22 protein-coding genes and 1 pseudogene are annotated in these 23,448 nt (G+C 63.1%); 12 read left to right on the top strand and 11 right to left on the bottom strand.

Translation table 11 applies throughout. The features are described 5' to 3' along the window. Positions 1–64 precede the first annotated feature (64 nt). On the top strand, positions 65–664 hold the full coding sequence (locus AC2TC0_RS12630) for a thermonuclease family protein (RefSeq protein ID WP_484717873.1): 600 nt from the start codon (positions 65–67) through the stop codon (positions 662–664). A gap of 369 nt (positions 665–1,033) precedes the next feature. Here the strand turns inward: AC2TC0_RS12630 and AC2TC0_RS12625 are convergent, their stop codons facing one another. From AC2TC0_RS12625 to AC2TC0_RS12610, 4 genes are all read right to left on the bottom strand, one after another. Beyond that, complete coding sequence (locus AC2TC0_RS12625) at positions 1,034–1,432, bottom strand: type II toxin-antitoxin system death-on-curing family toxin (protein WP_484717872.1); 399 nt, start codon at positions 1,430–1,432, stop codon at positions 1,034–1,036. After that, positions 1,429–1,656, bottom strand: a complete 228-nt coding sequence (locus AC2TC0_RS12620; protein WP_484717871.1) for an AbrB/MazE/SpoVT family DNA-binding domain-containing protein — start codon at positions 1,654–1,656, stop codon at positions 1,429–1,431. The genes AC2TC0_RS12625 and AC2TC0_RS12620 overlap by 4 nt, the downstream gene beginning before the upstream one ends. A 458-nt stretch (positions 1,657–2,114) precedes the next feature. Continuing rightward, entirely contained in the window at positions 2,115–4,460 is a 2,346-nt protein-coding gene (gene clpA, locus AC2TC0_RS12615) for an ATP-dependent Clp protease ATP-binding subunit ClpA (protein WP_484717870.1), read from the bottom strand. A gap of 231 nt (positions 4,461–4,691) precedes the next feature. Next, positions 4,692–4,889 (bottom strand): DUF1192 domain-containing protein, encoded by a 198-nt coding sequence (locus tag AC2TC0_RS12610; protein WP_484717869.1) that lies wholly within the window; start codon positions 4,887–4,889, stop codon positions 4,692–4,694. Between the two features lie 92 nt (positions 4,890–4,981). Here AC2TC0_RS12610 and AC2TC0_RS12605 point away from each other — a divergent pair, with 92 nt between their 5' ends. The 5 genes from AC2TC0_RS12605 (at position 4,982) to AC2TC0_RS12585 (ending at position 9,998) form a co-directional block, all read left to right on the top strand. Further along, positions 4,982–5,959, top strand: a complete 978-nt coding sequence (locus AC2TC0_RS12605) for an NAD(P)H-quinone oxidoreductase (RefSeq protein WP_484717868.1) — start codon at positions 4,982–4,984, stop codon at positions 5,957–5,959. Between the two features lie 259 nt (positions 5,960–6,218). Next, on the top strand, positions 6,219–7,091 hold the full coding sequence (locus AC2TC0_RS12600) for a UDP-2,3-diacylglucosamine diphosphatase (protein ID WP_484717867.1): 873 nt from the start codon (positions 6,219–6,221) through the stop codon (positions 7,089–7,091). Beyond that, entirely contained in the window at positions 7,091–8,101 is a 1,011-nt protein-coding gene (locus tag AC2TC0_RS12595) for a glycosyltransferase family 4 protein (protein ID WP_484717866.1), read from the top strand. Before AC2TC0_RS12600 ends, AC2TC0_RS12595 begins: the two co-directional genes overlap by 1 nt. A 110-nt stretch (positions 8,102–8,211) precedes the next feature. Continuing rightward, a complete protein-coding gene (locus tag AC2TC0_RS12590; RefSeq protein ID WP_484717865.1) occupies positions 8,212–8,871 on the top strand; it encodes a DUF1013 domain-containing protein in 660 nt (219 codons plus the stop codon). Continuing rightward, positions 8,868–9,998, top strand: coding sequence for an MBL fold metallo-hydrolase (locus AC2TC0_RS12585; RefSeq protein ID WP_484717864.1), 1,131 nt, complete (start codon positions 8,868–8,870; stop codon positions 9,996–9,998). Before AC2TC0_RS12590 ends, AC2TC0_RS12585 begins: the two co-directional genes overlap by 4 nt. A gap of 117 nt (positions 9,999–10,115) precedes the next feature. On the opposite strand, the gene AC2TC0_RS12580 is transcribed toward AC2TC0_RS12585, so the two are convergent. Further along, positions 10,116–10,391: a hypothetical protein gene (locus AC2TC0_RS12580; RefSeq protein ID WP_484717863.1), complete on the bottom strand. Its 276-nt coding sequence runs from the start codon at positions 10,389–10,391 to the stop codon at positions 10,116–10,118. 64 nt (positions 10,392–10,455) lie between these two features. Between AC2TC0_RS12580 and AC2TC0_RS12575 the strand changes: the two genes are divergently transcribed. Both AC2TC0_RS12575 and AC2TC0_RS12570 read left to right on the top strand, forming a co-directional pair. Further along, complete coding sequence (locus AC2TC0_RS12575) at positions 10,456–11,583, top strand: aminotransferase class V-fold PLP-dependent enzyme (protein ID WP_484717862.1); 1,128 nt, start codon at positions 10,456–10,458, stop codon at positions 11,581–11,583. A 175-nt stretch (positions 11,584–11,758) separates the two neighbouring features. Next, the gene (locus AC2TC0_RS12570; RefSeq protein WP_484717861.1) at positions 11,759–12,583 is read left to right on the top strand and encodes an SDR family NAD(P)-dependent oxidoreductase; all 825 of its coding nucleotides are present in this window, start codon (positions 11,759–11,761) and stop codon (positions 12,581–12,583) included. Here AC2TC0_RS12570 and AC2TC0_RS12565 read toward each other — a convergent pair. From AC2TC0_RS12565 to AC2TC0_RS12545, 5 genes are all read right to left on the bottom strand, one after another. Next, positions 12,571–13,035 (bottom strand): SAM-dependent methyltransferase, encoded by a 465-nt coding sequence (locus AC2TC0_RS12565; protein ID WP_484717860.1) that lies wholly within the window; start codon positions 13,033–13,035, stop codon positions 12,571–12,573. The genes AC2TC0_RS12570 and AC2TC0_RS12565 overlap by 13 nt on opposite strands. After that, a complete protein-coding gene (locus tag AC2TC0_RS12560; RefSeq protein WP_484717859.1) occupies positions 13,032–14,552 on the bottom strand; it encodes a fumarate hydratase in 1,521 nt (506 codons plus the stop codon). Before AC2TC0_RS12560 ends, AC2TC0_RS12565 begins: the two co-directional genes overlap by 4 nt. A gap of 59 nt (positions 14,553–14,611) precedes the next feature. Continuing rightward, positions 14,612–15,286 (bottom strand): lysoplasmalogenase family protein, encoded by a 675-nt coding sequence (locus tag AC2TC0_RS12555; RefSeq protein WP_484717858.1) that lies wholly within the window; start codon positions 15,284–15,286, stop codon positions 14,612–14,614. A gap of 87 nt (positions 15,287–15,373) precedes the next feature. Continuing rightward, entirely contained in the window at positions 15,374–15,838 is a 465-nt protein-coding gene (locus tag AC2TC0_RS12550; protein ID WP_484717857.1) for a Fur family transcriptional regulator, read from the bottom strand. A gap of 46 nt (positions 15,839–15,884) precedes the next feature. Next, entirely contained in the window at positions 15,885–16,298 is a 414-nt protein-coding gene (locus tag AC2TC0_RS12545) for a MerC domain-containing protein (protein WP_484717856.1), read from the bottom strand. A 119-nt stretch (positions 16,299–16,417) separates the two neighbouring features. Between AC2TC0_RS12545 and AC2TC0_RS12540 the strand changes: the two genes are divergently transcribed. Beyond that, positions 16,418–17,713: an NADH:flavin oxidoreductase/NADH oxidase family protein gene (locus AC2TC0_RS12540; protein ID WP_484717855.1), complete on the top strand. Its 1,296-nt coding sequence runs from the start codon at positions 16,418–16,420 to the stop codon at positions 17,711–17,713. Between the two features lie 84 nt (positions 17,714–17,797). Here the strand turns inward: AC2TC0_RS12540 and AC2TC0_RS12535 are convergent. After that, positions 17,798–19,515, bottom strand: a pseudogene (locus AC2TC0_RS12535) (long-chain-fatty-acid--CoA ligase). A 143-nt stretch (positions 19,516–19,658) separates the two neighbouring features. Between AC2TC0_RS12535 and AC2TC0_RS12530 the strand changes: the two are divergent. The 3 genes from AC2TC0_RS12530 to AC2TC0_RS12520 all read left to right on the top strand — a co-directional run bounded on the left by AC2TC0_RS12530 (position 19,659) and on the right by AC2TC0_RS12520 (position 23,313). Continuing rightward, positions 19,659–20,195, top strand: a complete 537-nt coding sequence (locus AC2TC0_RS12530; protein ID WP_484717854.1) for a hypothetical protein — start codon at positions 19,659–19,661, stop codon at positions 20,193–20,195. Between the two features lie 13 nt (positions 20,196–20,208). Beyond that, the gene (gene pabB / locus AC2TC0_RS12525) at positions 20,209–22,011 is read left to right on the top strand and encodes an aminodeoxychorismate synthase component I (RefSeq protein ID WP_484717853.1); all 1,803 of its coding nucleotides are present in this window, start codon (positions 20,209–20,211) and stop codon (positions 22,009–22,011) included. Between the two features lie 93 nt (positions 22,012–22,104). After that, positions 22,105–23,313 carry a pyridoxal phosphate-dependent aminotransferase gene (locus AC2TC0_RS12520; RefSeq protein ID WP_484717852.1) on the top strand — a complete coding sequence of 403 codons (1,209 nt, stop codon included), beginning with the start codon at positions 22,105–22,107 and terminating at the stop codon, positions 23,311–23,313. The last annotated feature ends 135 nt before the right edge of the window (positions 23,314–23,448 follow it).

Genomic DNA, 23,448 nt, shown 5'->3' with positions numbered 1-23,448 from the left:
GGCGCAGTCCACCCGCATTTCCATGCCAATGCGGCACCGATGGTTTAGGATTTGGGTAAGCCCGATGCGGCATGATGCGGGCATGGCCAACTGGACCAGCATCGATAGCTATCGGCGCAGCAAGCGTCGGCGCGGGTGGCAACGCAGCGCCCGCGCCGCACTCGCCGATGTCCGGTTCGTGGGGCTGGGGGGCTTCGTCGCTGCGCTCGTCTATTTTCAGGCGGGATTGCCCGTTCCATGGGGTGCCAATGCGGTCGAGCCCGCCGCTTCCTATGCCGAAAGCGCCGCGAATGGGTGGCGGGCCGCAGGCGACCGATTGCAAGCGCGCTTTGGGCTATGCCACAGCGGCGGCGGGACCAACTGCGTTGTCGACGGCGATACTTTCTGGTTTCAGGGCCAGAAAATCCGCATCGCCGACATCGACACTCCCGAAACGCACCCGCCGCGCTGCGCCGAAGAAGCGCGGCTGGGCGCGGCGGCGACCGAGCGGTTGCAGGACCTGCTGAACGCCGGTCCCTTCACGCTCGAATATATCGACCGTAATTCTGATAATTATGGCCGCGCGCTGCGCACCGTGACGCGTGGTGGCGAGAGCCTTGGCGGCGTGCTGGTCGATGAAGGTCTGGCGCGCTGGTATGGCAGCGGGCGGCAGCCGTGGTGCTGAAATTTCCTTGAAACCAGGAAACATCGCGATGCTTTGACATCCATTATGTTCCCCGGCGAAAGCCAGGGTCCAATGCGTCTTTGTGCTATGTCAGTACTGTTGAAACTGGACCCCGGCTTTCGCCGGGGAACAGGACGCGGAAAAGCCCGGAAAACTGCGGAACTTCGCTCGCGATTGCACATGATCGCCTGCGCATGGCGCGGCGCTAAAGATACAAAAGATACCGCCAGATTCAGTCAAACTGTATCCTTTGTATCTTTTGTGAAGATCGGTTCGGGGTTACGTCGCGCGGACGGAATTGACGATTGCAAAGAGCCGAGCGCGGAGGATGACAGGGCGCGGGCGTGTAGGACAGCGGAATCTTTGGAACTAGCCTGCGACGGTGCGTTTGCGGAACCAATCGGCCAATTGATCCTCGGTCAGCGTTCCCGCGGCCAGTGCAAGGACAGTATCGATGGCATCCTGCGGCGCGAAGCGGATTTCGATGCCGTTAGCTTTCAAGAACAGGCGCGCCAGCACCCAAGCGGTGCGCTTGTTGCCGTCGCCGAACGGATGGCTGCGCGCAATGCCATAGGCATAGGCGGCGGCGAGGCAGGCCAGATCATCCTCGCCATAGGCCCATTGATTGACAGGGCGCGCGAGCGCCGATTCGAGCATCCCCTGATCGCGCACGCCCGACAGGCCGCCATGTTCAGCCAGCTGTCGGTCATGAATGGCAAGCGCGATATCCAGCGCGAGCCACAGCGGCTCGCGGCGTTTGTCGCTCATTGGGCGAGCACGCGCAGGATGTCACGATCCTCGCGCATAATCTCCTCGGCCAGCGCCATCTTCGCCGCAAAATCGGGATCGGCGGCGGTCAGCCGGATACCGTCAGGCGCTTCGGTGACATAGAGCGTATCGCCCAGAGACACACGCAACCGCGCAAGCAGCTCCTTGGGCAGGATGACCGCGGCGCTGTTGCCGACCTTGGTGATCTTGAGCGGCGTGTTCATACGGGGGTTATAACGGAAGCCAGCGCGTTATGCAACCCGTTCGTCATTGCCAGCGTAGTGAAGCAATCCAGAGCGGGGTGCGCAACACTGGATTGCTTCGCTGCGCTCGCAATGACGAGGTTGACGTGGATCCTCCCCGGAACGGGGAGGTGGCAGTCCGAAGGACTGACGGAGGGGACGGGTGAGGGCGCGTGCAGTGGCGCGGCATGGCGTCAGGCCGCCAGCGACCCTTCCGCCCCTTCGGGGCACCTCCCCGTTCCGGGGAGGATTTTGAAATGGCATTGCGATGGCTGATTTTACGCGAAGGACGCCAAGCCCATGCAACACCCGGGGACATGCTATTGCGTGTCCCCGTCCGAGCGTACGTGATGGGGTTTGGGGGTTAAGTGAGGTGTCACCGTAACCTAGGTGTCACCGTAACCTCAGGGGACACGGAATACCGTGTCCCCTCTTGAACCTCACTCCGCCCCTTTCTCCACCTTCGCACCCTTCGCCTTGCCCTTGCTCGCTTTGGGCGGGGCGGGGACGATTTCGAACGACAGCGGATTGCCCACCTTGGCATCCTCGCCGGTCTTCAGTTTCACCTTCACCTCGCCGCCGTGGACGAGTTTGCCGAACAGCAGTTCTTCGGCGAGCGGCTGTTTGATCTTTTCCTGGATCAGGCGGCCCATCGGGCGCGCGCCATAGAGTTTGTCGTAACCCTTTGACGTCAGCCATGCCCGGGCTTCGTCGTCGAGCTGGATGTGGACGTTGCGGTCGGCCAGTTGCAGTTCGAGTTGCAGGATGAACTTGTCGACCACGCGCGCGACGACCTCGGGCGGCAGATAGCCGAAGGGCACGATGGCATCGAGGCGATTGCGGAATTCGGGAGTGAACATGCGTTTCACCGCCTCTTCCTGCACATCCTCACGCGTGGAATTACCGAAACCGATGCTCTCGCGCGCCATGTCCGACGCGCCCGCGTTGGTCGTCATGATCAGGATGACGTTGCGGAAATCGACCGTCTTGCCGTGGTGATCGGTCAGGCGGCCATTGTCCATCACCTGCAGCAGAATGTTGAACAGGTCGGGGTGCGCCTTTTCAATTTCGTCGAGCAGCAGCACGCAATGCGGGTTTTTGTCGACCGCATCGGTCAAGAGGCCGCCCTGGTCATAGCCGACATAGCCCGGCGGCGCGCCAATCAGGCGGCTGACCGAATGGCGTTCCATATATTCGGACATGTCAAAGCGTTCGAGCGGGATGCCGAGCAGGTGGGCGAGCTGTTTCGCCACCTCGGTCTTGCCGACGCCGGTGGGGCCCGAAAAGAGATAATTGCCGATGGGCTTTTCGGGATCGCGCAGGCCGGCGCGCGACAGCTTGATCGCGCTCGACAAAATCTCGATCGCGGTATTTTGGCCGAACACGACGCGTTTCAAATCGGTCTCGATATTTTCAAGCACGCGCTTGTCGTCGGTCGACACCGATTTGGCCGGGATGCGCGCCATGGTGGCGATGACGGCTTCGATATCCTTCGCCGTAATCGTCTTTTTGCGCTTCGAAGGCGGCACCAGCATCTGCATCGCGCCAACCTCGTCGATCACGTCGATGGCTTTGTCGGGCAGCTTGCGGTCGTTGATGTAACGCGCCGACAGCTCGACCGCCGCCTTGATCGCATCGGGGGTATATTTGACCTTGTGATGGCTCTCAAACGCCTCGCGCAGCCCGGCGAGGATTTTCTTGGTATCCTCCAGGCTGGGTTCGACCACGTCGATTTTCTGGAAGCGTCGGAGCAACGCCCGGTCCTTTTCGAAATGGTTGCGGAACTCTTTGTAGGTGGTCGAGCCGATGCAGCGGATCGAACCGCCGCTGAGCGCGGGTTTGAGCAGGTTGGACGCATCCATCGCGCCGCCCGACGTGGCGCCTGCGCCGATCACGGTGTGAATTTCGTCGATGAACAGGATGGCGTCGGGCATGGCTTCGAGTTCGGTCACGACCTGCTTCAGCCGCTCCTCAAAATCGCCGCGATAGCGCGTGCCCGCGAGCAGCGCGCCCATGTCGAGGCTGTAGATGACCGCGGGCAGCAACACGTCGGGCACGTCGCCCTCGATAATCTTGCGCGCCAGCCCTTCGGCAATCGCAGTTTTGCCGACACCGGGGTCGCCGACATAAAGCGGGTTGTTCTTGCTGCGGCGGCACAGGATCTGGATGGTGCGATCAACCTCGGCCCCGCGGCCGATCAGCGGGTCGACCTTGCCGCCCTTGGCTTTCTCGTTGAGGTTGACGGTGAACTGGTCGAGCGCGCTTTCCTTCTTATTCTTGCCCTCGCCTTTTTCCTTGGGGCCGGCTTCCTTGGCTTCGGGCTCGGGTTCGGCGGCGGGCTTGCCGCTGCCCTTGCCGACGCCGTGTGACAGATAGGACACCGCGTCGAGGCGGCTCATGTCCTGCTGCTGCAGGAAATAGACGGCATAGCTTTCGCGTTCGGAAAACAGCGCGACGAGGACGTTGGCGCCCGTCACCTCGTCCTTGCCCGAGGATTGGACGTGGAGGATAGCGCGCTGGACGACGCGCTGGAAACCGCTGGTGGGGGAGGGGTCGCTGTGCCCCTCGACCTTCAGACTGTCGAGTTCGGTGTCGAGATAATGCACCACCGCCGACTGGAGGTCGCCCAGGTCCACACCGCACGCGCGCATCACCTCGGCAGCATGCTCGTCATCGACCAGCGCGAAAAGGAGATGCTCCAGCGTCGCATATTCATGGCTGCGGTCCGACGCGGCCTTGAGCGCGTTGTGGAGGGTTTTTTCCAAGGCATCGGAAAAAGACGGCATGCGAAGTCTCCTCGGCGGCATCCGCGAAGGGGAGAGGGCGGACCCGCAAGCGATAAGGTGGCCCCGCTGTCATCAAGCTGCAAGAGGAAAGCGATGGATCGCCGTTAACTTTTTGGGGTGGGAGGGGGTAGTGGCCCCAACCCCTCGTCATCCCGGGCTTGATCCGGGATAACAAGCCGCACCCGAGGCGCGTTGTCCCGGATCAAGTCCGGGACGACGAAGAGCGGGAGGCTACCCCTTCTTAAACAACGCCTCGGCGTCCGTCTTGAACGCACTCGCCGCCGCCATATGCGCCTTTGTCCGTGCGATTTCCGCCTCGAGCACCGCGATCCGGTCGCCCAGTTCATCGACCGACAACGGACCCAGCGCCTGTTTGGTCAGCGCGGTCAGCTCGTCGCTGCGGCGGCGGGGTAGGTCTTCGTCGTCCATCGCGGGCGAAGTGTTGACCGCACCGCCGCGCCTGTCAATAAGGGCGCGCTTTCTGGGGGGAGAATGCCTTCGTGACCGACTTGCCAGCAACGATGACCGCTATCGCCATCAGCGCGCCCGGCGGGCCCGATGTGCTGCAACCCGTCACCCGACCCTTGCCGCAGCCGGGACCGGGCGAAGTGCTGATCCGTGTTGGCGCGGCGGGCGTTAACCGACCCGATGTGCTGCAACGCATCGGCGTGTATCCGCCCCCGCCGGGCGCCAGCGATTTGCCGGGGCTGGAGATTGCGGGCGAGATTGTCGCACTGGGCGACGGCGTCAACAGCGCGTTGCTGGGTGCGCGGACCTGCGCGCTGGTATCGGGCGGCGGCTATGCCGAATATTGCCTTGCGCCGGCAGGGAGCTGTTTGCCGCTGCCCGAGGCGCTGAGCCTGGCCGAAGGGGCGGCACTGCCCGAAACCTTGTTCACCGTGTGGCACAATCTGTTCGAGCGCGCGTTCGTGAAAGAGGGCGAGAGCGTGCTGGTGCATGGCGGCACCAGCGGCATCGGAACGATGGCCATATCGCTGTGCAAGCTATTCGATATCAAGGTCTTTGTGACGTGCGGCAGCGCGGACAAATGCGCCGCCGCGCTGGCACTGGGTGCGGACGTAGCGATCGATTATTCCACCGAAGATTTCGCCGCGCGGGTGACGGACTTGACCGGCGGGCGCGGGGTTGATGCGGTGCTCGACATGGTTGGTGGCGATTATCTGCCGCGCAACCTCGCTTGCCTGGCCGACGACGGGCGGCATGTGTCGATCGCTTTCCAGCGCGGATTGAAGGCCGAGATCAACATCGTTGACATCATGCGCCGCCGCCTGACGCTGACCGGCTCCACGCTGCGCGCGCGCGAGAATGAATTCAAGGCGCTGCTGGCCGACGAAATTTACGCCAATGTGTGGCCGCATGTGATTGAGGGACGGCTGAAACCGGTGATGGACCGCAGCTTTCCGCTGGCCGAAGCCGCCGCCGCCCATGCGCGGATGGAGGCGGGGGATCATGTGGGCAAGATTGTGCTGGCGGTTTAGGCACTGACCGCCGCCCCCCAATTCCGTCTACCCTGAGCTTGTCGAAGGGTCGTTCTTTCTGGGCACTGGTGAAGGAGAAAGACAGTCCTTCGACAAGCTCAGGACGGGCGGGGGTGGGGGATAGGTTGGTGTTTTCGTAACCCCACCGTCACACCATCGTCCCCGCCCTGTCATCGCTTTACGATTCCGATTGTCACATTGGACCGCCAATGGCGGGGTCCAAGGCAAGCTCCAGCCTTGGCAACGCGAAGGACGCGGCATGAATGCGCACGTAGGCCGAATTTCGGCGGCCAATGAAAAGAGCAACGAGAAACAACGCCGTCATTATCGCACCGTCTGGATTTCCGACATTCACCTGGGGACGCGTGGTTGCAACGCCCCGCTGCTCAAGGATTTCCTCGACCATGTCGATTGCGACCATATGTATCTGGTCGGCGACATCATCGACGGGTGGCGCCTGAAAAAGCGCTTTTACTGGCCGACCACGCATAACGATGTCGTATGGCGCATCATGAAGCGCGCCAAGCGCGGCACACGCGTCATCTATATTCCCGGCAATCATGACGAAATGTTCCGCCAGTTCACCGGCATGGATTTCGGCGGAGTGAAAATCCGCAAAAAGGCGATCCACCAGACCGCCGATGGCCGCCGCCTGCTGGTGTTGCACGGCGATGAATTTGACGCGGTGATGTTGGCGCACCGCTGGCTCGCCTTCGTTGGTGACGCCGCTTACACTTGGCTGATGCGCGTCAATGTGGTCGTGAACAATGTCCGCACGCGGCTGGGCCTGCCCTATTGGTCGCTGTCAAAGGTGGCCAAGCACAAGGTCAAGAACGCCGTCGCCTTCATCACCCGCTTTGAGGAAGTGGTGGCGCGCGAGGCAGGAGCGCGCGGCGTCGACGGCGTGGTGTGCGGCCATATCCACAACGCCGAAATGCGCGAAATTGGCGGCGTTGCTTACTATAATGATGGCGACTGGGTCGAAGGTTGCACCGCGCTGGTTGAACATCATGACGGCACGATGGAAATCCTCCACTGGGCGGACGAGGTGGCGAAACGCACCAAGGTGACGCCGCTGCTGCCCGCCCCCGTCGCGGCGCCCGAGCCGCACGCCTTCCCGGCCGCCGCCTGATGCGCATCCTGATCGCAACCGACGCCTGGTTCCCGCAAGTGAACGGCGTCGTGCGCAGTCTGGACAGCGTGCGGCGCGAACTGGTGGCGATGGGGCATGAGGTAGCGGTGCTGTCGCCCGACCTTTACCGCAACTGGCCGTGCCCCACCTATCCCGAAATCCGGCTGGCTTTTCCGCGCGCGCGGACAGTGGGCGAACGCATTGCCGCTTTTGGTCCCGATGCCGTCCATATCGCCACCGAAGGGCCGATGTGCCTGTCGGCACGGCGTTGGTGCGTGCGCAATGGCGTGCCCTTCACGACCGCCTATCACACGCAATTCCCCGACTATGTTGAGCGGCGCACGGGTATCCCGGCGAGTGCGATCTGGCGCTACATCCGCTGGTTCCATCGGCCCGCGCAAAATGTGCTGACCGCGACGCCATCGATCCGCGCCGAACTGGCGGAACATGGCGTCGAGCATGTCGTGCACTGGGGGCGCGGGGTCGATCTGGCGCTGTTCCGCCCCGAAGGGGTGCGTCACCCGGCCATGGTGGACCTTGCCGGACCCGTGATGCTGTATGTCGGGCGCGTGGCGGTGGAGAAGAATCTCGAGGCCTTTCTGGCCACCAACGCCCCGGGAACCAAGGTCATCGTTGGCGATGGCCCGGCGCGTGCGGCATTGTCGGCCAGATTTCCCGACGCTGTCTGGCTGGGCGCACAGCATGGCGAGGCGCTGGCGTCGGCCTATCGCGCCGCCGATGTTTTCGTCTTTCCCAGCCTGACCGACACCTTCGGGCTGGTGGTGATCGAGGCAATGGCATGCGGCGTCCCTGTTGCCGCCTATCCGGTCACCGGTCCGCGCGATATAGTGACCACGGCTACCGGCGCCCTCGACAATGAACTGGACGTCGCCATCGCTGCCGCGCTGACCAAAGATCCGGCCGCCTGCGCCGCTTATGGTGCGACCTTCAGCTGGCGCACCAGCGCCGAGCAATTTCTGGGCGCACTTGCGCCGCTGGTTCCTGCCTGACTTGCGTGCGGCCCCATTAGAGTCTAGATGCTCCGTCGAATGGCCGTCCCGCGAGGGGCGGCCCTTATTGTTTCAGGCGCTCGGGCAAGCCGGCGCAACGGAGAATCATCATGGCTCAAGCCTTCCCCCTGATGCCGCACGCGACCGCTGCCTGGCTGGTCGACAACACTGGCCTGACGTTCCAGCAGATTGCCGAATATTGCGGCATCCATATCCTGGAAGTGCAGGCAATTGCCGACGAGACTGCGGGCACCAAATATACCGGGCGCGATCCGGTGCGCGCGCACGAACTGTCGATGGACGAGATTGAAAAAGGTCAAAAGGACCCCGCATACCGGCTGAAAATGACCGTGGTGCAGGATCCCATCCGCCGCACGCGCGGCCCGCGCTACACGCCGGTCAGCAAGCGGCAGGACAAGCCCGACGGCATTGCCTGGATTTTGAAGAATCACCCCGAAATTTCGGACGGCGCCATTGGCAAGCTGATTGGCACGACGCGCAACACCATTACGGCAATCCGCGAGCGCAGCCACTGGAACAGCGCCAACATCGTCCCCAAGGACCCGGTGACGCTGGGTCTGTGCTCGCAGCGCGAACTCGACGCGCTGGTCGCGCGCGCCGCTAAGAAGGCCGGCGTAAAGCCGGTTGAAGACAATCGCCTGGCCGGTGACCGTGAAGCGCTGCTCGAAGAATTGCGCGCCGAACGCGCCGCCAACGAAGAGGCGCGCGCCGCTGAAGCCGCAGCAGCCGAGGCCGACGACGCAGCGTGAGCGGTGCCGCGCCCGACGAAGACGATATTCCCGCCGCGCCGCTATCGCCCGATGCGTCGCTGACGCAGGATGACAGCTACACCGCGACCAGCCACGCTGGTCTGACCTATCCTTGGGGCGAGGCCGTGCCGGGATTGGGAGAGGCGATCCGTATCGCGCCGTCGCTGCGCTGGGCGCGCATTCCGATGCCCGGATCGCTCGGGCACATCAACAGCTGGTTGCTCGATGACGCCGATGGCGTTGCAGTGGTCGATACCGGACTGATGCTGCGCGACTGTTCGGACGCATGGAAGGCGCTGTACGCGGGCGCTTTGGCGGGCGAACGCATCAGCCGCGTTATTGGCACACACCTTCATCCCGACCATATTGGCCTCGCCGGTTGGCTGACCAAAAAGCACGACGTCAAACTCTGGATGACGCGCGGCGAGCTGATGACCGCACGGATGATCGTATCCGATACCAGCGACACCATGCCCGACGAAGCCGTTGCCATCCAACGCGCGGCGGGGTGGGACGATGCGGTGCTCGATGGCATGAAGGCGCGCGGCTGGGGGCGCTTTTCGCGCGTCGTCCATCCGCTGCCGCGCAGCTATGTCCGCATCAAGGACGGAGACGTGCTGGAGATGGGTCGACACCGCTGGCGCGTTGTTGTCGGATCGGGCCACAGCCCCGAACATGCCTGCCTATGGAATGAAACCGATGGCGTGCTGGTGTCGGGCGACCAAGTCTTGCCGCGCATTTCATCCAACGTGTCGGTCAACATCACCGAGCCCGACGCCGATCCGCTAGGCGAATGGCTGACGTCGATCGACAAGCTGCTAGGCGTATTGCCCGCCGACCTTGTCGTGTGCCCGGCGCATGGCGAGCCGTTCAAGGGGCTGCATATACGCCTGCATGCGCTGCGCGACGAACACCGGATGCGGCTCTACAAGCTGGCCGAGGCCATTGCCGAAAAGCCGCTCCGCGCGATCGACAGTTTCCATCTGTTGTTCAACCGGCCGATTGCCGATCACAATGCCGAATTGGCGACGGGTGAGGCCTTGGCGCATTTGAAGCGGCTCGAAGTCGAGGGCCGGGTCATGCGCGAGGATCGCGATGGCGTGTGGTGGTATCACGCTGCGGCTTGAACTTCATTATCGTCATCCCGGACTTGATCCGGGATAACGTACCCATGACCCGTTATCCCGGATCAAGTCCGGGATGACGAAACATTGTTGAGCACTTTTTTTGGCGTGAGGCAAAGTTCAGCGCGGCCTATTGCGGATCCAGCTAAACGCCATGGCGTTGAACATTGTGTACAGGCCATAGAGCAACAGCCCGGCAAACCAGTTGCGTTCGGCCAACATCAACGCACCCAACAGCAGGATGAATTCAAAGCCATAGCTGGTCCATGGCCCGACGCGCGCGACAAAGGGCCTGATCATCGCCTGGACCATGGGGTCTTCGCTTTCCATGAAGGCGCGGTGCATCGCGAAATTGGCAATCCCGGCGCAAAAAATGGCGACAAATGCGACAATCATTTTCTTGCTATGGCGCGGGCAGCGGCGAATTGCCAGCCGTGCCCGCCGTCGATAGACCCGGGCTATGACCTGTTTGCCTTGTCAGCGTGACGCTTTCGCCATCCCGCGCGATGTCCATTATCTCAATTGCGCCTATATGGGGCCACTGCCGGTCGCAGTCAGTGCAGCGGTGAGCGCGGGTGCGGCATTGAAATCCAGCCCCTGGACGTATCGGCCCGCCGATTTCTTTGCGCAGATTGGGGCGTATCGCAATCGCGCCGCGCGGCTTATGGGCGCCGATGGCGAAGATATCGCGCTGGTGCCGTCGGCCAGCTATGGTCTTGCCATCGCTGCCAAAAACCTGCCGCTGGCACGCGGCCAGAATTTGGTGGTGTTGGGCGACCAATTTCCATCCAACTATTATGTCTGGACCGCCAAGGCCGCCGATGCGGGCGCCACTGTGCGAATTGCGCGGCGGGAGGCGGATGACGATTGGACCGCCGCCGTGCTCGCCAGCATCGATGCCGATACCGGTATTGTCGCCGTGCCGCAGTGTCACTGGGCTGACGGGCGGCTGGTCGACCTGATGCGGGTCGGTTCGGCGTGCCGGGCTGTCGGCGCAGCATTGGTGCTGGATCTGACCCAGTCGCTTGGCGCCATGGCCTTTGATGCGGCGGCGGTGCAGCCTGATTTCGCTGTTGCGGCGGGCTATAAATGGCAATTGTCGCCCTATGGTACCGGGATGCTTTATGTCGCGCCGCGCTGGCAGGGGGGCGAACCGATTGAGTATAATTGGCTCAATCGCGCCGGGTCACAGGATTTTGCGCGGTTGATTGACTATACCGAAACGTACCAGCCGGGGGCGCGACGCTTCGATTTTGGCGAATGCGCCAACCCGCCGCTGCTGATGGGGGCCTGCGCTGCGCTTGATCTGATTGAGAGTTGGGGCGTGGCCAATATCGCGGAGACGCTGCGCGCGCGGACCGACGCCATTGCAGCGCAAGCGGCTGCGCTGGGTCTCACCGCCGCTGCTACGCACCAACGCGCCCCGCATTTTCTGTCGCTGGCCTTTCCCGGCGCGGTGCCAAGCGGACTGGTCGAAAGGCTGGCGGCGGCGAATGTGCATGTGTCGCTGCGCGGTACCTCGCTGCGCGTGACGCCGCATTTGTATAATGATGGAGCCGATGCTGCGGCCCTGCTGGCGGCGCTTTGACCGAGCAATTTCTGGTCGAGCTGCAACCGCGCTACCAGATTGGCGAGGGGCTGCTTCTTTATTGAATGGGGCGCCGGGACCGCGATCCGCTGGCAGAGTCGGGCCGGGGCCGGGATGGCTGGCTTTGGGATGCGGGTGAAGGTCGTGGTACCATCGGCCTGAAGGGAGAGAAACAATGGTCAAACTGGACGGCGCAACGGTGGTCATTACGGGCGGTGCAACCGGCATCGGGCTCGCGCTGGCGCGTGCGATGGGAAGGCAGGGCGCGCGGCCGATCCTGTTCGAACCGCGCGTTGCCATCCTGGATGCTGCGGTTGCCGACCTGCAGAGCGACGGCATTGATGCCGCGGGACTGGCGGGCGATGTCACCGATCCGGCGCAGGTGGAGGCGCTGGCCCACTTTGCATGGAATCGCAATGGCCGTGCCGACATATTGATCAACAATGCCGGGGTGGGCGGGCCGCGCAAGGGCATTCTGACAACGGATATTGCCGCCGAGCGTGCGCTGTTCGAGGTCAATTTCTGGGGCATGTGGCATGGTATCCAGGCCTTTGGTCGGCGCTACATCGCCGATGGCCAGCCCGCCGCCATCTATTGCACCGGGTCAGAGAACAGCCTGTTTCCAGCGATCCCCTTCGGCGGTGGCGGCTATATTGCCTCTAAACATGCGATCCTCGGCCTGATGGACGCGCTGCGCAAAGAGGCCCCGGCGACAATCACCACCGGCATCATCATTCCCGGCTGGGTAGCGACCGATCTGGCGCGCAACATGGGGATGGATGCTGCCGAATTCGCTGCACGGATCGTCCCGCAGATTGCTGCGGGCGCGCCCTATTGTGTGGCGCACAGCTATAACATGGTGCGCATTGCCGAGCGGCAGGCGGAAATCGCCGCCGCTTATGCTGCGCATGCCCCGCGCCACGATGGCGACGATATGTATGATGTGCAAATCGCCGTTGCGCGCATGAAGGCGGCGCAGCGCAGCGATCAGCCCCAATAATCGGCCATCAATTCGCCGACCCATGCCGGCTGGCGAACGTCACCGCGCGGCAGGAATTCGCGCATCACCGGTTTGATGTCCAGCACGGGGGTGCCGTCGATGGCGTCGAGCCCGTGCAGCGTCACCGCTAAACCGTCCACCGCGACGATCTGGCAGGTCGTGAGCCCGAGGCGGTTGGGCCTATTTTTGCCGCGCTGGGCAAAGATGCCGACAAGCGGCCAGTCCGTCCGTCCACGGGGGTGGCGTGCGCCGGTTTCGATCTTGTCATCGGGGACCCGGTCGAACAGGAAAATCACCTCGGCATGGCTGAAATCAGCGAGGCCGGCGAGCGCATCGGGCGTAAAGCGCGAAGCGTCGAGCTCGACCCGCGCGGTTTCGGCGTCCCAATGATCGTCAATCGCCGCATCGCGGCTGCTGCGCACATAGCCGATGGGGGTTAGGGTGAGGGTCATGCCCGTTCGAGCAACCCTTCATCCGCAATCCGCTTCTTCCAAAGCATCGGCGCATTGACATGGACATTCTGCCCTTCGCTGTCGACCGCGACGGTAACGGGGAAGTCGCTGACTTCGAATTCGTAGATTGCTTCCATGCCGAGGTCGGCAAAGCCCACGACTTGCGACCCCTTGATCGCCCGCGCCACCAGATAGGCCGCGCCGCCGACGGCCATCAGATAGGCGCTCTTGTGCTTGGCAATCGCCTGCGTTGCCGCCGGGCCGCGCTCGGCTTTGCCAACGCACGCCAGCAATCCTTGCTCCAGCATCATGTCCATGAACTTGTCCATGCGCGTGGCGGTGGTTGGACCCGCGGGGCCGACGACTTCTTCGCCGACCGGATCGACCGGGCCGACATAATAGATGACGCGGCCTTTGAAACTGACGGGCAATTCCTCGCCTTTTGCCAGCATGTCGGCAATGCGCTTGTGCGCGGCGTCGCGCCCGGTCAGCATTTTGCCATTGAGGAGCAGCCGGTCGCCCTGTTTCCACCCAGCCACAACGTCGGGGGTCAGCGCGTTCAAATCGACGCGCTTCGCCGCGCTGTCCGGCACCCAGTCGATCTGCGGATAATCGGACAGCTTGGGCGGTTCCAGATAGGCAGGCCCACTGCCATCGAGTGTCACATGCGCATGGCGCGTCGCCGCGCAATTGGGGATCATCGCGACGGGCTTGGACGCCGCATGCGTCGGCCAGTCGGCAATTTTGACGTCCAGCACCGTTGCAAGCCCGCCCAGCCCCTGCGCGCCGATGCCCAGCGCGTTGACCTTTTCATACAGTTCGATCCGCAGCTCCTCGATCGGGCTGGACGGCCCGCGTGCGAGCAGCTCGGTCATGTCGATGGGGTCCATCAGCGATTGTTTGGCGAGCAACATCGCCTTTTCCGCGGTGCCGCCAATGCCGATGCCCAGCATGCCGGGAGGGCACCAACCCGCGCCCATCTGCGGGACCATTTCGAGCACCCAATCGACGATGGAGTCGCTGGGGTTCATCATCTTGAATTTGGATTTATTCTCGCTGCCGCCGCCCTTCGCGGCGACGTCGATATGCACCTTGGCCCCCGGCACGATTTCGACATTGAGCACCGACGGCGTATTGTCGCGCGTGTTGACGCGGCTGAATGCCGGATCAGCCAGGATCGAGGCGCGCAGCTTGTTGTCGGGATGCAGGTAAGCCCGCCGCACACCTTCATCGACAACCTGCTGCAAGCTGCGCGGGGATTCGAGGCGGCAATCCATGCCCCACTTGATGAACACCGTGACGATGCCCGTGTCCTGACAAATGGGCCGATGCCCCTCGGCGCACATGCGACTGTTCGCCAAAATCTGTGCCATCGCATCTTTGGCGGCGGGCGATTGTTCGCGTTCGTACGCGGCGGCCAGCGCGCGGATATAATCCATCGGGTGGAAATAGCTGATATATTGCAGCGCGTCGGCGACGGTTTCGATAAGGTCGTCTTCGCGGATTGTGACGGTCATGGCGGGGACTCGCTGCTCTGGGGTCTACGGCCAAGTGCATAATGCACGCGTGTATGTGGTCAACCGCTCCGCTTGCTGCTGCTTTGGTAGACGATCGCTCCCCGCGCCACGAGAATATAACCGCCCGCATAACAGGCCCAGGTTAGCCATCCGAAAGTTCCGCTATTCTGCAAAACGCCGATGTCGACGAAAACCAGCACATCCGATGCAACAAAGATGGTTGCGCCAAGGCCATTGAGCCAAAGCGGGAAACGGCTGATCACGGCCATTGCTGCCATCGTTCCCGATATGATGGGGAAGAATCCGATGCCGATGTTCGTGCCGCTGTTTCCAAGCGCGAAAACCGAAAGTGCGACAGCAATCACGGGAATCATGAGGGCCATAACCAGGCGGCCTGTCGAAACGTCTGTTTCGCGCTCGCGCGCGTAAGCCATGGTGGCGAAACCATGCGCTGCCGCGAATGCAGCGCCCGACGCAACCAGCCCGACCGTCACCAGCAGCACATCCGCAACGGCGCTGATCGCCAGCGCTGTGGCAATGAGCTGACCCGTCTGCCCATTACGCGCTGAGAAAACCGACAGGGCCAAACAAGCCGAGAAAGTGCCCTTCCACGCCACGACCAGCCATTTTGGCAGTTCCGCCAAAAGCGGAAATGCCACGCCAGACCGGGCCAGCGCACTAAGCCAGTACAGGACGCCGAGAACTATCGCGAGACGCCAAATATGGCGCGCCATGGATGCATTCTTAATCTGACTAGCTTGGCTTGCCCGCGTCACGAACGAATATCAGGCCGGGAAGTCGCTGCCGCGCAGCGGCCCATGCTATTGGCAATCCTCACACAGGCCGCGTACTTCCAGCACCGGGCGCTGGGCGGCAAAGCCCGCTTTGGCGGCGGTCGAGCGCACCGATTTTGACAATGCGTCATCGTCGACATGCTTGGTCGTGCCGCAATCGTCGCAAATCAGGAACACGCAGTCGTGCAGGCAGCCGGGGTGGCTGTTGGCGACGAAGGCGTTGGCGCTTTCGACGCGGCTGACCAGATTGTTGGCTACGAACAGGTCGAGGATGCGGTAAACGCTGTTGGGCGCGACGCGGCGGCCGCGCGATTTGCTGACCAGATCGGCGATGTCATAGGCGCTGCTCGGCTGGCCCAGCGACGCGATGGCGGCAAATACTTGCGCGCGCATTTCGGTCCACTGCTCGCCGCCCTTTTCGAGCGCAGCCTGCGCAGCAGCGGCAAGTTCATCGCCGGTGGCTTCGTGATGCGAATGATCATGCTTGCCCATGGCCTGCAAGGTAGGCCCTATGGCCATCCCGCGCAAGACCGTGCTTTTAGCGCGCAGCGCGCTGGTTGAGGTCGTGGCCAAGCGCGACGATCAGCACACCGACCATCGTCGCCACCAACTCGTCACCACCGTGTGGCAGCGCCAGCGCACCCGCCATCAAGCCCAGCCCGAAGCACCCCACACCGAAGGGCATGAGGAAGCCGTGCGCAAACACACCGCGCACCAGCGCCACCAGCGCAAACACAATGGCGAGCATCAGACCAAATTCATGGACCCAGTGCGCGTCGAACAACCCGCCAACCGACGCCACCGACGCAAAGAATAATGCAGTGCCCAGACAATGCACCAGGCACAGCCCCGACAGGCCCATCGCCATACGGTCGATACGCCCGTCATGTCCAAGCCAGTCGGCAAGAGCGGCGCCGGGAAGCGCGCGGGAAAGGGCTGATTCGGCGGCCATGGCGCAGGCTATGGCATAACATTACGCAGGATACAATATCACATAATCATTTTTCTCGTGCGGGGTTGAGTGGTCAGGTCGAGATCGTTAAGAATGGTTGCGAAATGCAACTTAAGAGGATGACCATGGCCACGATCGACCTTGCTGATCCGCTCCATTTGCCGTGCGGCGCGGTGCTGCCTAACCGCATTGCCAAGGCAGCGATGACTGAGGGGCTTGCCGATACCGCAGGGCGGCCGACGGCAGAGTTGACCCGCCTTTATGAACGCTGGGGCGCGGGCAGGGCGGGGCTGCTGTTGTCAGGCAATGTGCAGATTGATGCACAGCATCTTGAAAGACCGGGCAATGTCATCATCGATGCCGTGCCCGATGCGGCGATGCTGGCGGCCATGCGCAGCTGGACCAGCGCGGCCACCGCGCATGGCGCGCATTTCTGGGCGCAGATCAGCCATGCCGGGCGGCAAACGCAAAAGGCGGTCAATCCGCATCCCAAGGCGCCCTCGGCGGTCAAACTGGGCCTGCCCGGCGGCCAGTTTGGCGAGCCGGTGGCGATGACCGCTGATGACATTGCTGCCGTCGTTAGCGGCTTTGCCCGCGCTGCACGCGTGTGCCGGGAAGGCGGCTTTACCGGGGTCCAGGTGCACGCCGCGCACGGCTATCTCCTCTCGCAATTCCTTAGCCCACGCAGCAACCAGCGCAGCGACCACTGGGGTGGACCGCTCGAAAATCGCGCGCGCCTTCTGCTCGATGTCGTCGCAGCGGTGCGCGCGGCGGTGGGCGGTGACTTCCCGGTGGCGGTCAAGCTCAACAGCGCCGATTTCCAGAAGGGCGGATTTGAATTTGAGGATGCCTTGCAGGTCGCCGATTGGCTGGGGGCGGCCAAGGTCGATCTGATCGAAGTGTCGGGCGGCACCTATGAGCAGCCCAAATTGCTGGGGCTGGAAGGCATCGAACCGGTGGAGGGGCAAGCGGTCAAGGAATCGACGCTGGCGCGTGAAGCCTATTTCGTCGATTTCGCGCGCGCGATGCAGGCGCGTGTCACCGTCCCGCTGATGGTCACCGGTGGCCTGCGGCGGCGCGATGCGATGGCCGAGGTGCTCAGCTCGGGCGCAGCGGACGTGATCGGCCTCGGCCGCCCGATGTGCGTGATGACCGATGCGCCCGCGCAGCTTATGAACGGGCTGGCCGAATTGCCGCGTTATGAGGCCGATTTGCGGCTGTTTCCGGCCTGGCTGGGCTTTCTGCGCAATTTCAAGCTGGGCCGAACTATCGAGGGCTTTGCCGGGCAGAACTGGTTTTACGGCCAGATCTATGCGCTCGGGCGCACGGGCGCGGCCAACCCGGGTCTGTCGGTGTTCGCCGCGACGATGGAGGTCGAGCGCACGCATAAGGCGTGGCTGAAGGCGCGAATCTAGCCGCTTTCCGGCGAAAGCCGGAATCCAGAGCGGCAACAGCTAACGGTGCGTTTGGAAACCCTGGACCCCGGCTTTCGCCGGGGATCATTGGGTATTCAACTCCGCCCGCAGCGCCTTGCGATCCAGTTTGCCAATCATGGTCTTGGGCAGGCTGTCGCGCACCGACACGCTCGCCACACGTTCGTGTTTGCCCAGCTGCGGGTTCAGCCATGCCAGCAGCGTGTCGCCGCTGACCGGCGCAGCGTCCTCTTCCAACGTCACATACGCGGCTGGCCGCTCGCCCAGCCGTGCATCGGGCGCCCCCAGCACCAGCGCCTCCTTCACCGCAGGATGCGTATAAAGTATGCGCTCTATCTCGCTGGGATAAACCTTGAATCCGCCCACCGCGATCATGTCCTTCAGCCGGTCGACGATACGGATATAGCCATCCTCGTCGATCACCGCGACGTCGCCGGTGCGCAGCCAGCCGTCGGCGGTGAAGCTATCCCCGTCGGCATCGGGGCGGTTCCAATAGCCCTGCATAATCTGTGGCCCACGCACCACCAACTCGCCGGGCTCGCCGTCGGGCGCGGCCTGCGATGCATCTTCCTTGTCGACCAGCTTTACTTCGGTGCGTGGCAGCACCTGGCCGATGGTGCCGGGTTTGACCGGCCCCTCATAGGGGTTGGTCGACACCACGCCGGCGCTTTCGGTGAGGCCGTAGCCCTCAACCAGCGCCGCGCCGGTCAGCGATGTGAACGCCTCGCGCAATTCGGCAGGCATCGGCGCGCCCCCCGAAATGCAGACCCGCAAGGATGTGAAATCGGTTTTGCCAATATCGGGTTGATCCAGCAGCGCCTGATACATCGTCGGCACGCCTGGCAGCGCCGTGGCCTTGGTGCGGCTTAGCGCCTTCAGCGCCGCCCCCGCCTCGAATCGCGGCAGCAGCGTCATCATCCCGCCGTTGAGCACAGTGCGATTGAGCACGCAGGTGTTGGCGAACACATGGAACATCGGCAGAACGCCCAAAATTCGGTCGGGCGCGGCATGGTCGGGGTCGACGGCGTTCACTTGCCGTGCATTGGCGGTCAGGTTCTGATGCGTCAGCATCGCACCCTTGGGCGTGCCCGTCGTGCCGCCCGTATATTGGATCAGTGCAATATCCTGTTCCGCGTTGATGGCGACAGGCGCTGGTTCGGAGCCATGGCCCAGCAAGGCAGCATAGCTGGTGATGCGCGGGTCAGCAGGAACCACGGTGACCTCGCGGCGCTTGAACAAGCGGAACAGCGCGGATTTTACCGGCGGCAACACCTCGGCAACGCTGCCGACGACCAATTGGTTGAGACTTGATCGATCGAGCACCTTAAGCGCCGTCGGGGGAAGCGCTTTTTTTGCAACGGGGAAAAAAAAACCCCCCCCCCCACCCCCCCCCCCCCCCCCGACAGGGTAAAGAGCAAGCCCGTGCCCGAATCCTCCACCTGCGCCGCCAGCTCCTCCACCGTATAAAGTGGTGAGAAATTGACCACCGTCGCACCTGCGATCAGCGCGCCATAATAGGCCGCAACATAATGCGGCACGTTCGGCAAAAACAGGCCGACGCGGTCGCCCTTGGTAATCCCCAGTCGCTGCAACCCCACGGCCAGGCGCGCTGCTTGCGCCGCCATTTCGCGATAGGTGAAGCGCCGTCCCATGAAATCGATCATCGGCGCATCGCCGCGCCGCGCGACGCTGTTTGCCAGCATCTGCGGTAACGATAGCGGTGGCAGGGCGATGTCCCAGCCGCACGGGTGACGGTAGTTGGCAAGCCAAGGTGCGGCAGTCATTGCGATCAACTCTACGGTGGTGTCCGGTGTGGACGGGGAGGGGACTGACACCCTTGTTAACAGCTTGAAGCATCCGCGCAATCACCGCCGCTTGCGGCAGGGCGGGCGGCGCAGTAATCAGCAAAGCAAGGGAGAATTATGCCATGACTGCCGCCGTCCGTTGCCTCACCATTGCTGCCGCAACCCTGCTGCTTGCCGCGCCTGCGCTTGCCAAGGATGACGACGAATCCGCCAAGCGCGCAGCGCCGGTCCAGAAAATTTATGATTGCCGCGCAATCGCCGACGACGCGGCGCGGCTTGCCTGCTTTGACGCCAGCGTCGCCGAACTTGCGGTCGCCGAGGAAAAGAAGGAAATCCGCTTTGCCGACAAAGCCTTGGTCAAGGAAACGCGGCGCGGCCTGTTCGGATTTTCGTTGCCGCGCATTGGCCTGTTCGGCGGCGACGGCGAAGAGGAAGAGGTCAAGGAAATTGAGGCGGTGGTCAAATCGGCGAGCATCGACCGCTCGGGCAAATATCGCATCGTCATGGAGGACGGCGCGGTTTGGCAACAGATTGACACCACCCGCCTGCCACGCGAGCCCAAGCCGGGACAGAAAGTCAAAATCCGCGTCGCGTCGATGGGCAGCTATTTTGCCAATGTGAATGACCAACGCGCGATCCGCATGAAGCGCGACCGCTGACGCCGTTGGCGCTGTGACCATTTCGCTCCCGCATCCGGGCAGCGCCCCATTCGTCCTGCTCGACGATGCGCGGGTCGTGGCAGCGGCACCAGCGCGGCTATTCACCGATCCCGTAGCGACGGTAACTGCCGAAAATGCCATCGGCGTCCCGGCATTGCTGGAGCAGTTGCGTGCTGCACAGGCACGCGGGCTGCACGCGGCTGGCTATGTCGCCTATGACGCCGGGACCGGTTTTGCCAGCGCTGCCCGCGCGCCGCTGGTCGGCGCCGGGGCCATCGCGCCCGCCGCCTGGTTCGGACTGTTCGAGCGAATTGTGCGGATCGATGCCGACGCTGTTGCCGACCTGCTTCCCGACCCGGCGGGCGGTTGGCTCGGCGCGATCGAGCCGCAGCTCGCGCGCGCCGATTATGATGCCATGATCGCGCGCGTGCTCGACCTCATTCGTGCGGGCGACATTTATCAGGCCAACCTGACCTTTGCCGCCGATGTGCCAGTTGCGGGCAATCCGCTGGCCATATACGCGCGCCTGCGCAGCACCGCGCGTGCGGGTTACGGCGGCTTTATCTGGACTGGCAGCCAAGCCATCGCCTCGCTTTCGCCAGAGCTGTTTTTTGGCCTGCGCGGTCGCCGGGTGATGGCGCGCCCGATGAAGGGCACGGCGCGCCGCAGCGCCAATTCGGCAGAGGACGCCGCGCTCGCTGCCGACCTGGCCAGCGACCCCAAACAGCGCGCCGAAAATCTGATGATTGTGGACCTCATCCGCAATGACCTGTCGCGCATCGCTGCGCCGGGCAGCGTGCAGGTGCCTGCGCTGTTTCGCGTCGAAAGCTTCCCCACCATCCACCAGCTCGTGTCCGACGTCGCCGCTGACCTTCCCGAGGGCGCCGATGCAGTCGATGTATTGACGGCGGCCTTCCCGTGCGGCTCAATCACCGGCGCACCCAAGGTGCGGGCGATGGAGGTGATTGCCGAGGTCGAGCGGGGACCGCGCGGCATCTACACCGGCTCCATTGGCTTTATCGAGGCCGGCGGAGGCGCCGCATTCAATGTCGCCATCCGCACAGTTGTTTTTCCGCCCGCTCCCCCCTTGCCCGGCGCAGCAATAAAGGCCACGCTGGGTTTGGGGTCAGGGATTGTCGCCGACAGCGAAGCGGGGACCGAATGGCGCGAATGTGTGGCCAAGGGGGCGTTTGTGGCAGCAGCGGGGGGCGGTTTCGATCTTATCGAAACCATGCGATTCGATCCGGTTGACGGGGTGATGCGGCTCGATGCCCATTTCGCGCGATTGAAGGCGAGCGCCGAACGCTTCGGCTTTCGCTTTGATCGCCATGCGGCGCGCAACAACCTGCAAACCGCAACCTTTCGTCTGAAGACCGCGGCGCGCATTCGGCTGCGGCTGTCGCCAGCTGGCGCGGTGGCCATTGAAGTATCGCCGGTGCCAGCCTTTGCCGAGGTACCGGTGCCGGTGCGCATCGCTGCGCTGGGCGTACCCGCCGATGATTTCCGCCTGCGCCACAAAACCTCGGCGCGCGATTTCTATGACGAGGCGCGCGTTGACAGCGGCGCGCCCGAAGTCGCGTTCGTCAATGCCGAGGGGTTTGTCACCGAAGGCAGCATGACCAACATTTTTGTCGAACGCGACGGCAAGCTGCTGACCCCGCCTGCAGACCTGGGTCTGCTGCCGGGTGTGCTCCGCGCCGAGCTGATTGAGCGTGGCCAGGCCGTCGAATCGCATTTGCGTGCAGCTGATCTGGAAGGTGGGTTTTTCATCGGCAACGCCGTGCGCGGGTTGGTGCCGGCACAGCTCACGGATTAATTCTGCCCAGCCGGTTGCGGCGCAACGGTGCGCGCGTTAAGGGCGCGGCGTCCGCAATTTCCTTGCCCGAATTCTGTCCGAAGGAACCCGCAAATGTCCGCGCCGCATGTGTCCGCTGCCCTCAACCGCATCCAGCCGTCGGCGACGCTCGCCATGACCGCGCGGGTGGCGGGGCTGAAGGCGCAGGGGGTCGACGTCATCGGACTGTCGGCGGGTGAACCCGATTTCGACACCCCTGATTTTGTCAAGGAAGCCGCGATTGAGGCCATTCGCCGGGGGCAAACCAAATATACGTTGGTCGACGGCACGGTGGCGCTCAAGGAAGCGATCCGCGCCAAATTCAAGCGCGACAATGGCCTCGACTATGGAACCGACCAGATTACGGTCAACGTCGGCGGCAAACACACTTTGTTCAACGCACTGGTGGCGACGGTCGACCCCGGCGATGAAGTGATCATTCCTGCGCCCTATTGGGTCAGCTACCCCGACATTGTCGCCTTTGCGGGCGGCGTACCCGTGGTGATCGCGGCGGGTGCCGCGCAGCACTACAAGATTACCCCTGCCCAGCTTGATGCGGCGATCACCAAGAAAACGCGCTGGCTGATCCTCAATTCGCCGTCAAACCCGTCGGGTGCGGCCTATTCGCCGGACGAATTGAAGGCGCTCGGCGAGGTGCTGCTGCGCCATCCGCACGTGATGCTGCTGACCGACGATATGTACGAGCATGTCTGGTACGCCGATTTCGCCTTTGCGACGATGCTGCAAGTCTGTCCCGACCTCACCGATCGCACGCTCACGGTGAACGGCTGCTCAAAGGCTTATGCCATGACCGGCTGGCGTATCGGTTATGCCGGCGGCCCAAGCTGGCTGATCAAAGCGATGGGGAAACTGCAGTCGCAATCGACGTCAAACCCTTGCTCGATTGCCCAGGCGGCTGCAGTCGCCGCGCTGACCGGGTCGCAGGCCTTTCTCGATGAACGCAATGCCGCCTTCCGCAAACGTCGCGATATGGTAGTCGCGATGCTCAACGATGCGCCGGGCCTCGATTGTCCGCTGCCCGAGGGGGCGTTTTATGTCTACCCCGACGCCAGCGGCTGCATGGGCAAGGTCACGCCCGACGGGCAGAAAATCGATAGCGATGCCAAGCTGATCGACTATTTCCTTGATGCCGCGCGCGTGGCGGCGGTCCCTGGCGAAGCATTCGGCCTGTCGCCCGCGTTCCGCGTGTCTTATGCGACCAGCGAGGCGGTGCTGAAAGAAGCCTGCCTGCGCATCCAGCAGGCGTGCGCGGCGCTGAAATAGTTCCTCGTCATTGCGAGCGCAGCGAAGCAATCTAGGGCAGTGACAAGCCGCTCTGGATTGCTTCGCTGCGCTCGCAATGACGTCGCGAAACTGTGACCCCGTTCACTGCGCGGCAAGACAATTTTGGCAAAGGTG

It is taken from the genome of Sphingopyxis sp. sgz302558 (assembly GCF_057220455.1).
This window is presented reverse-complemented; position numbering and strand designations above follow the sequence as displayed.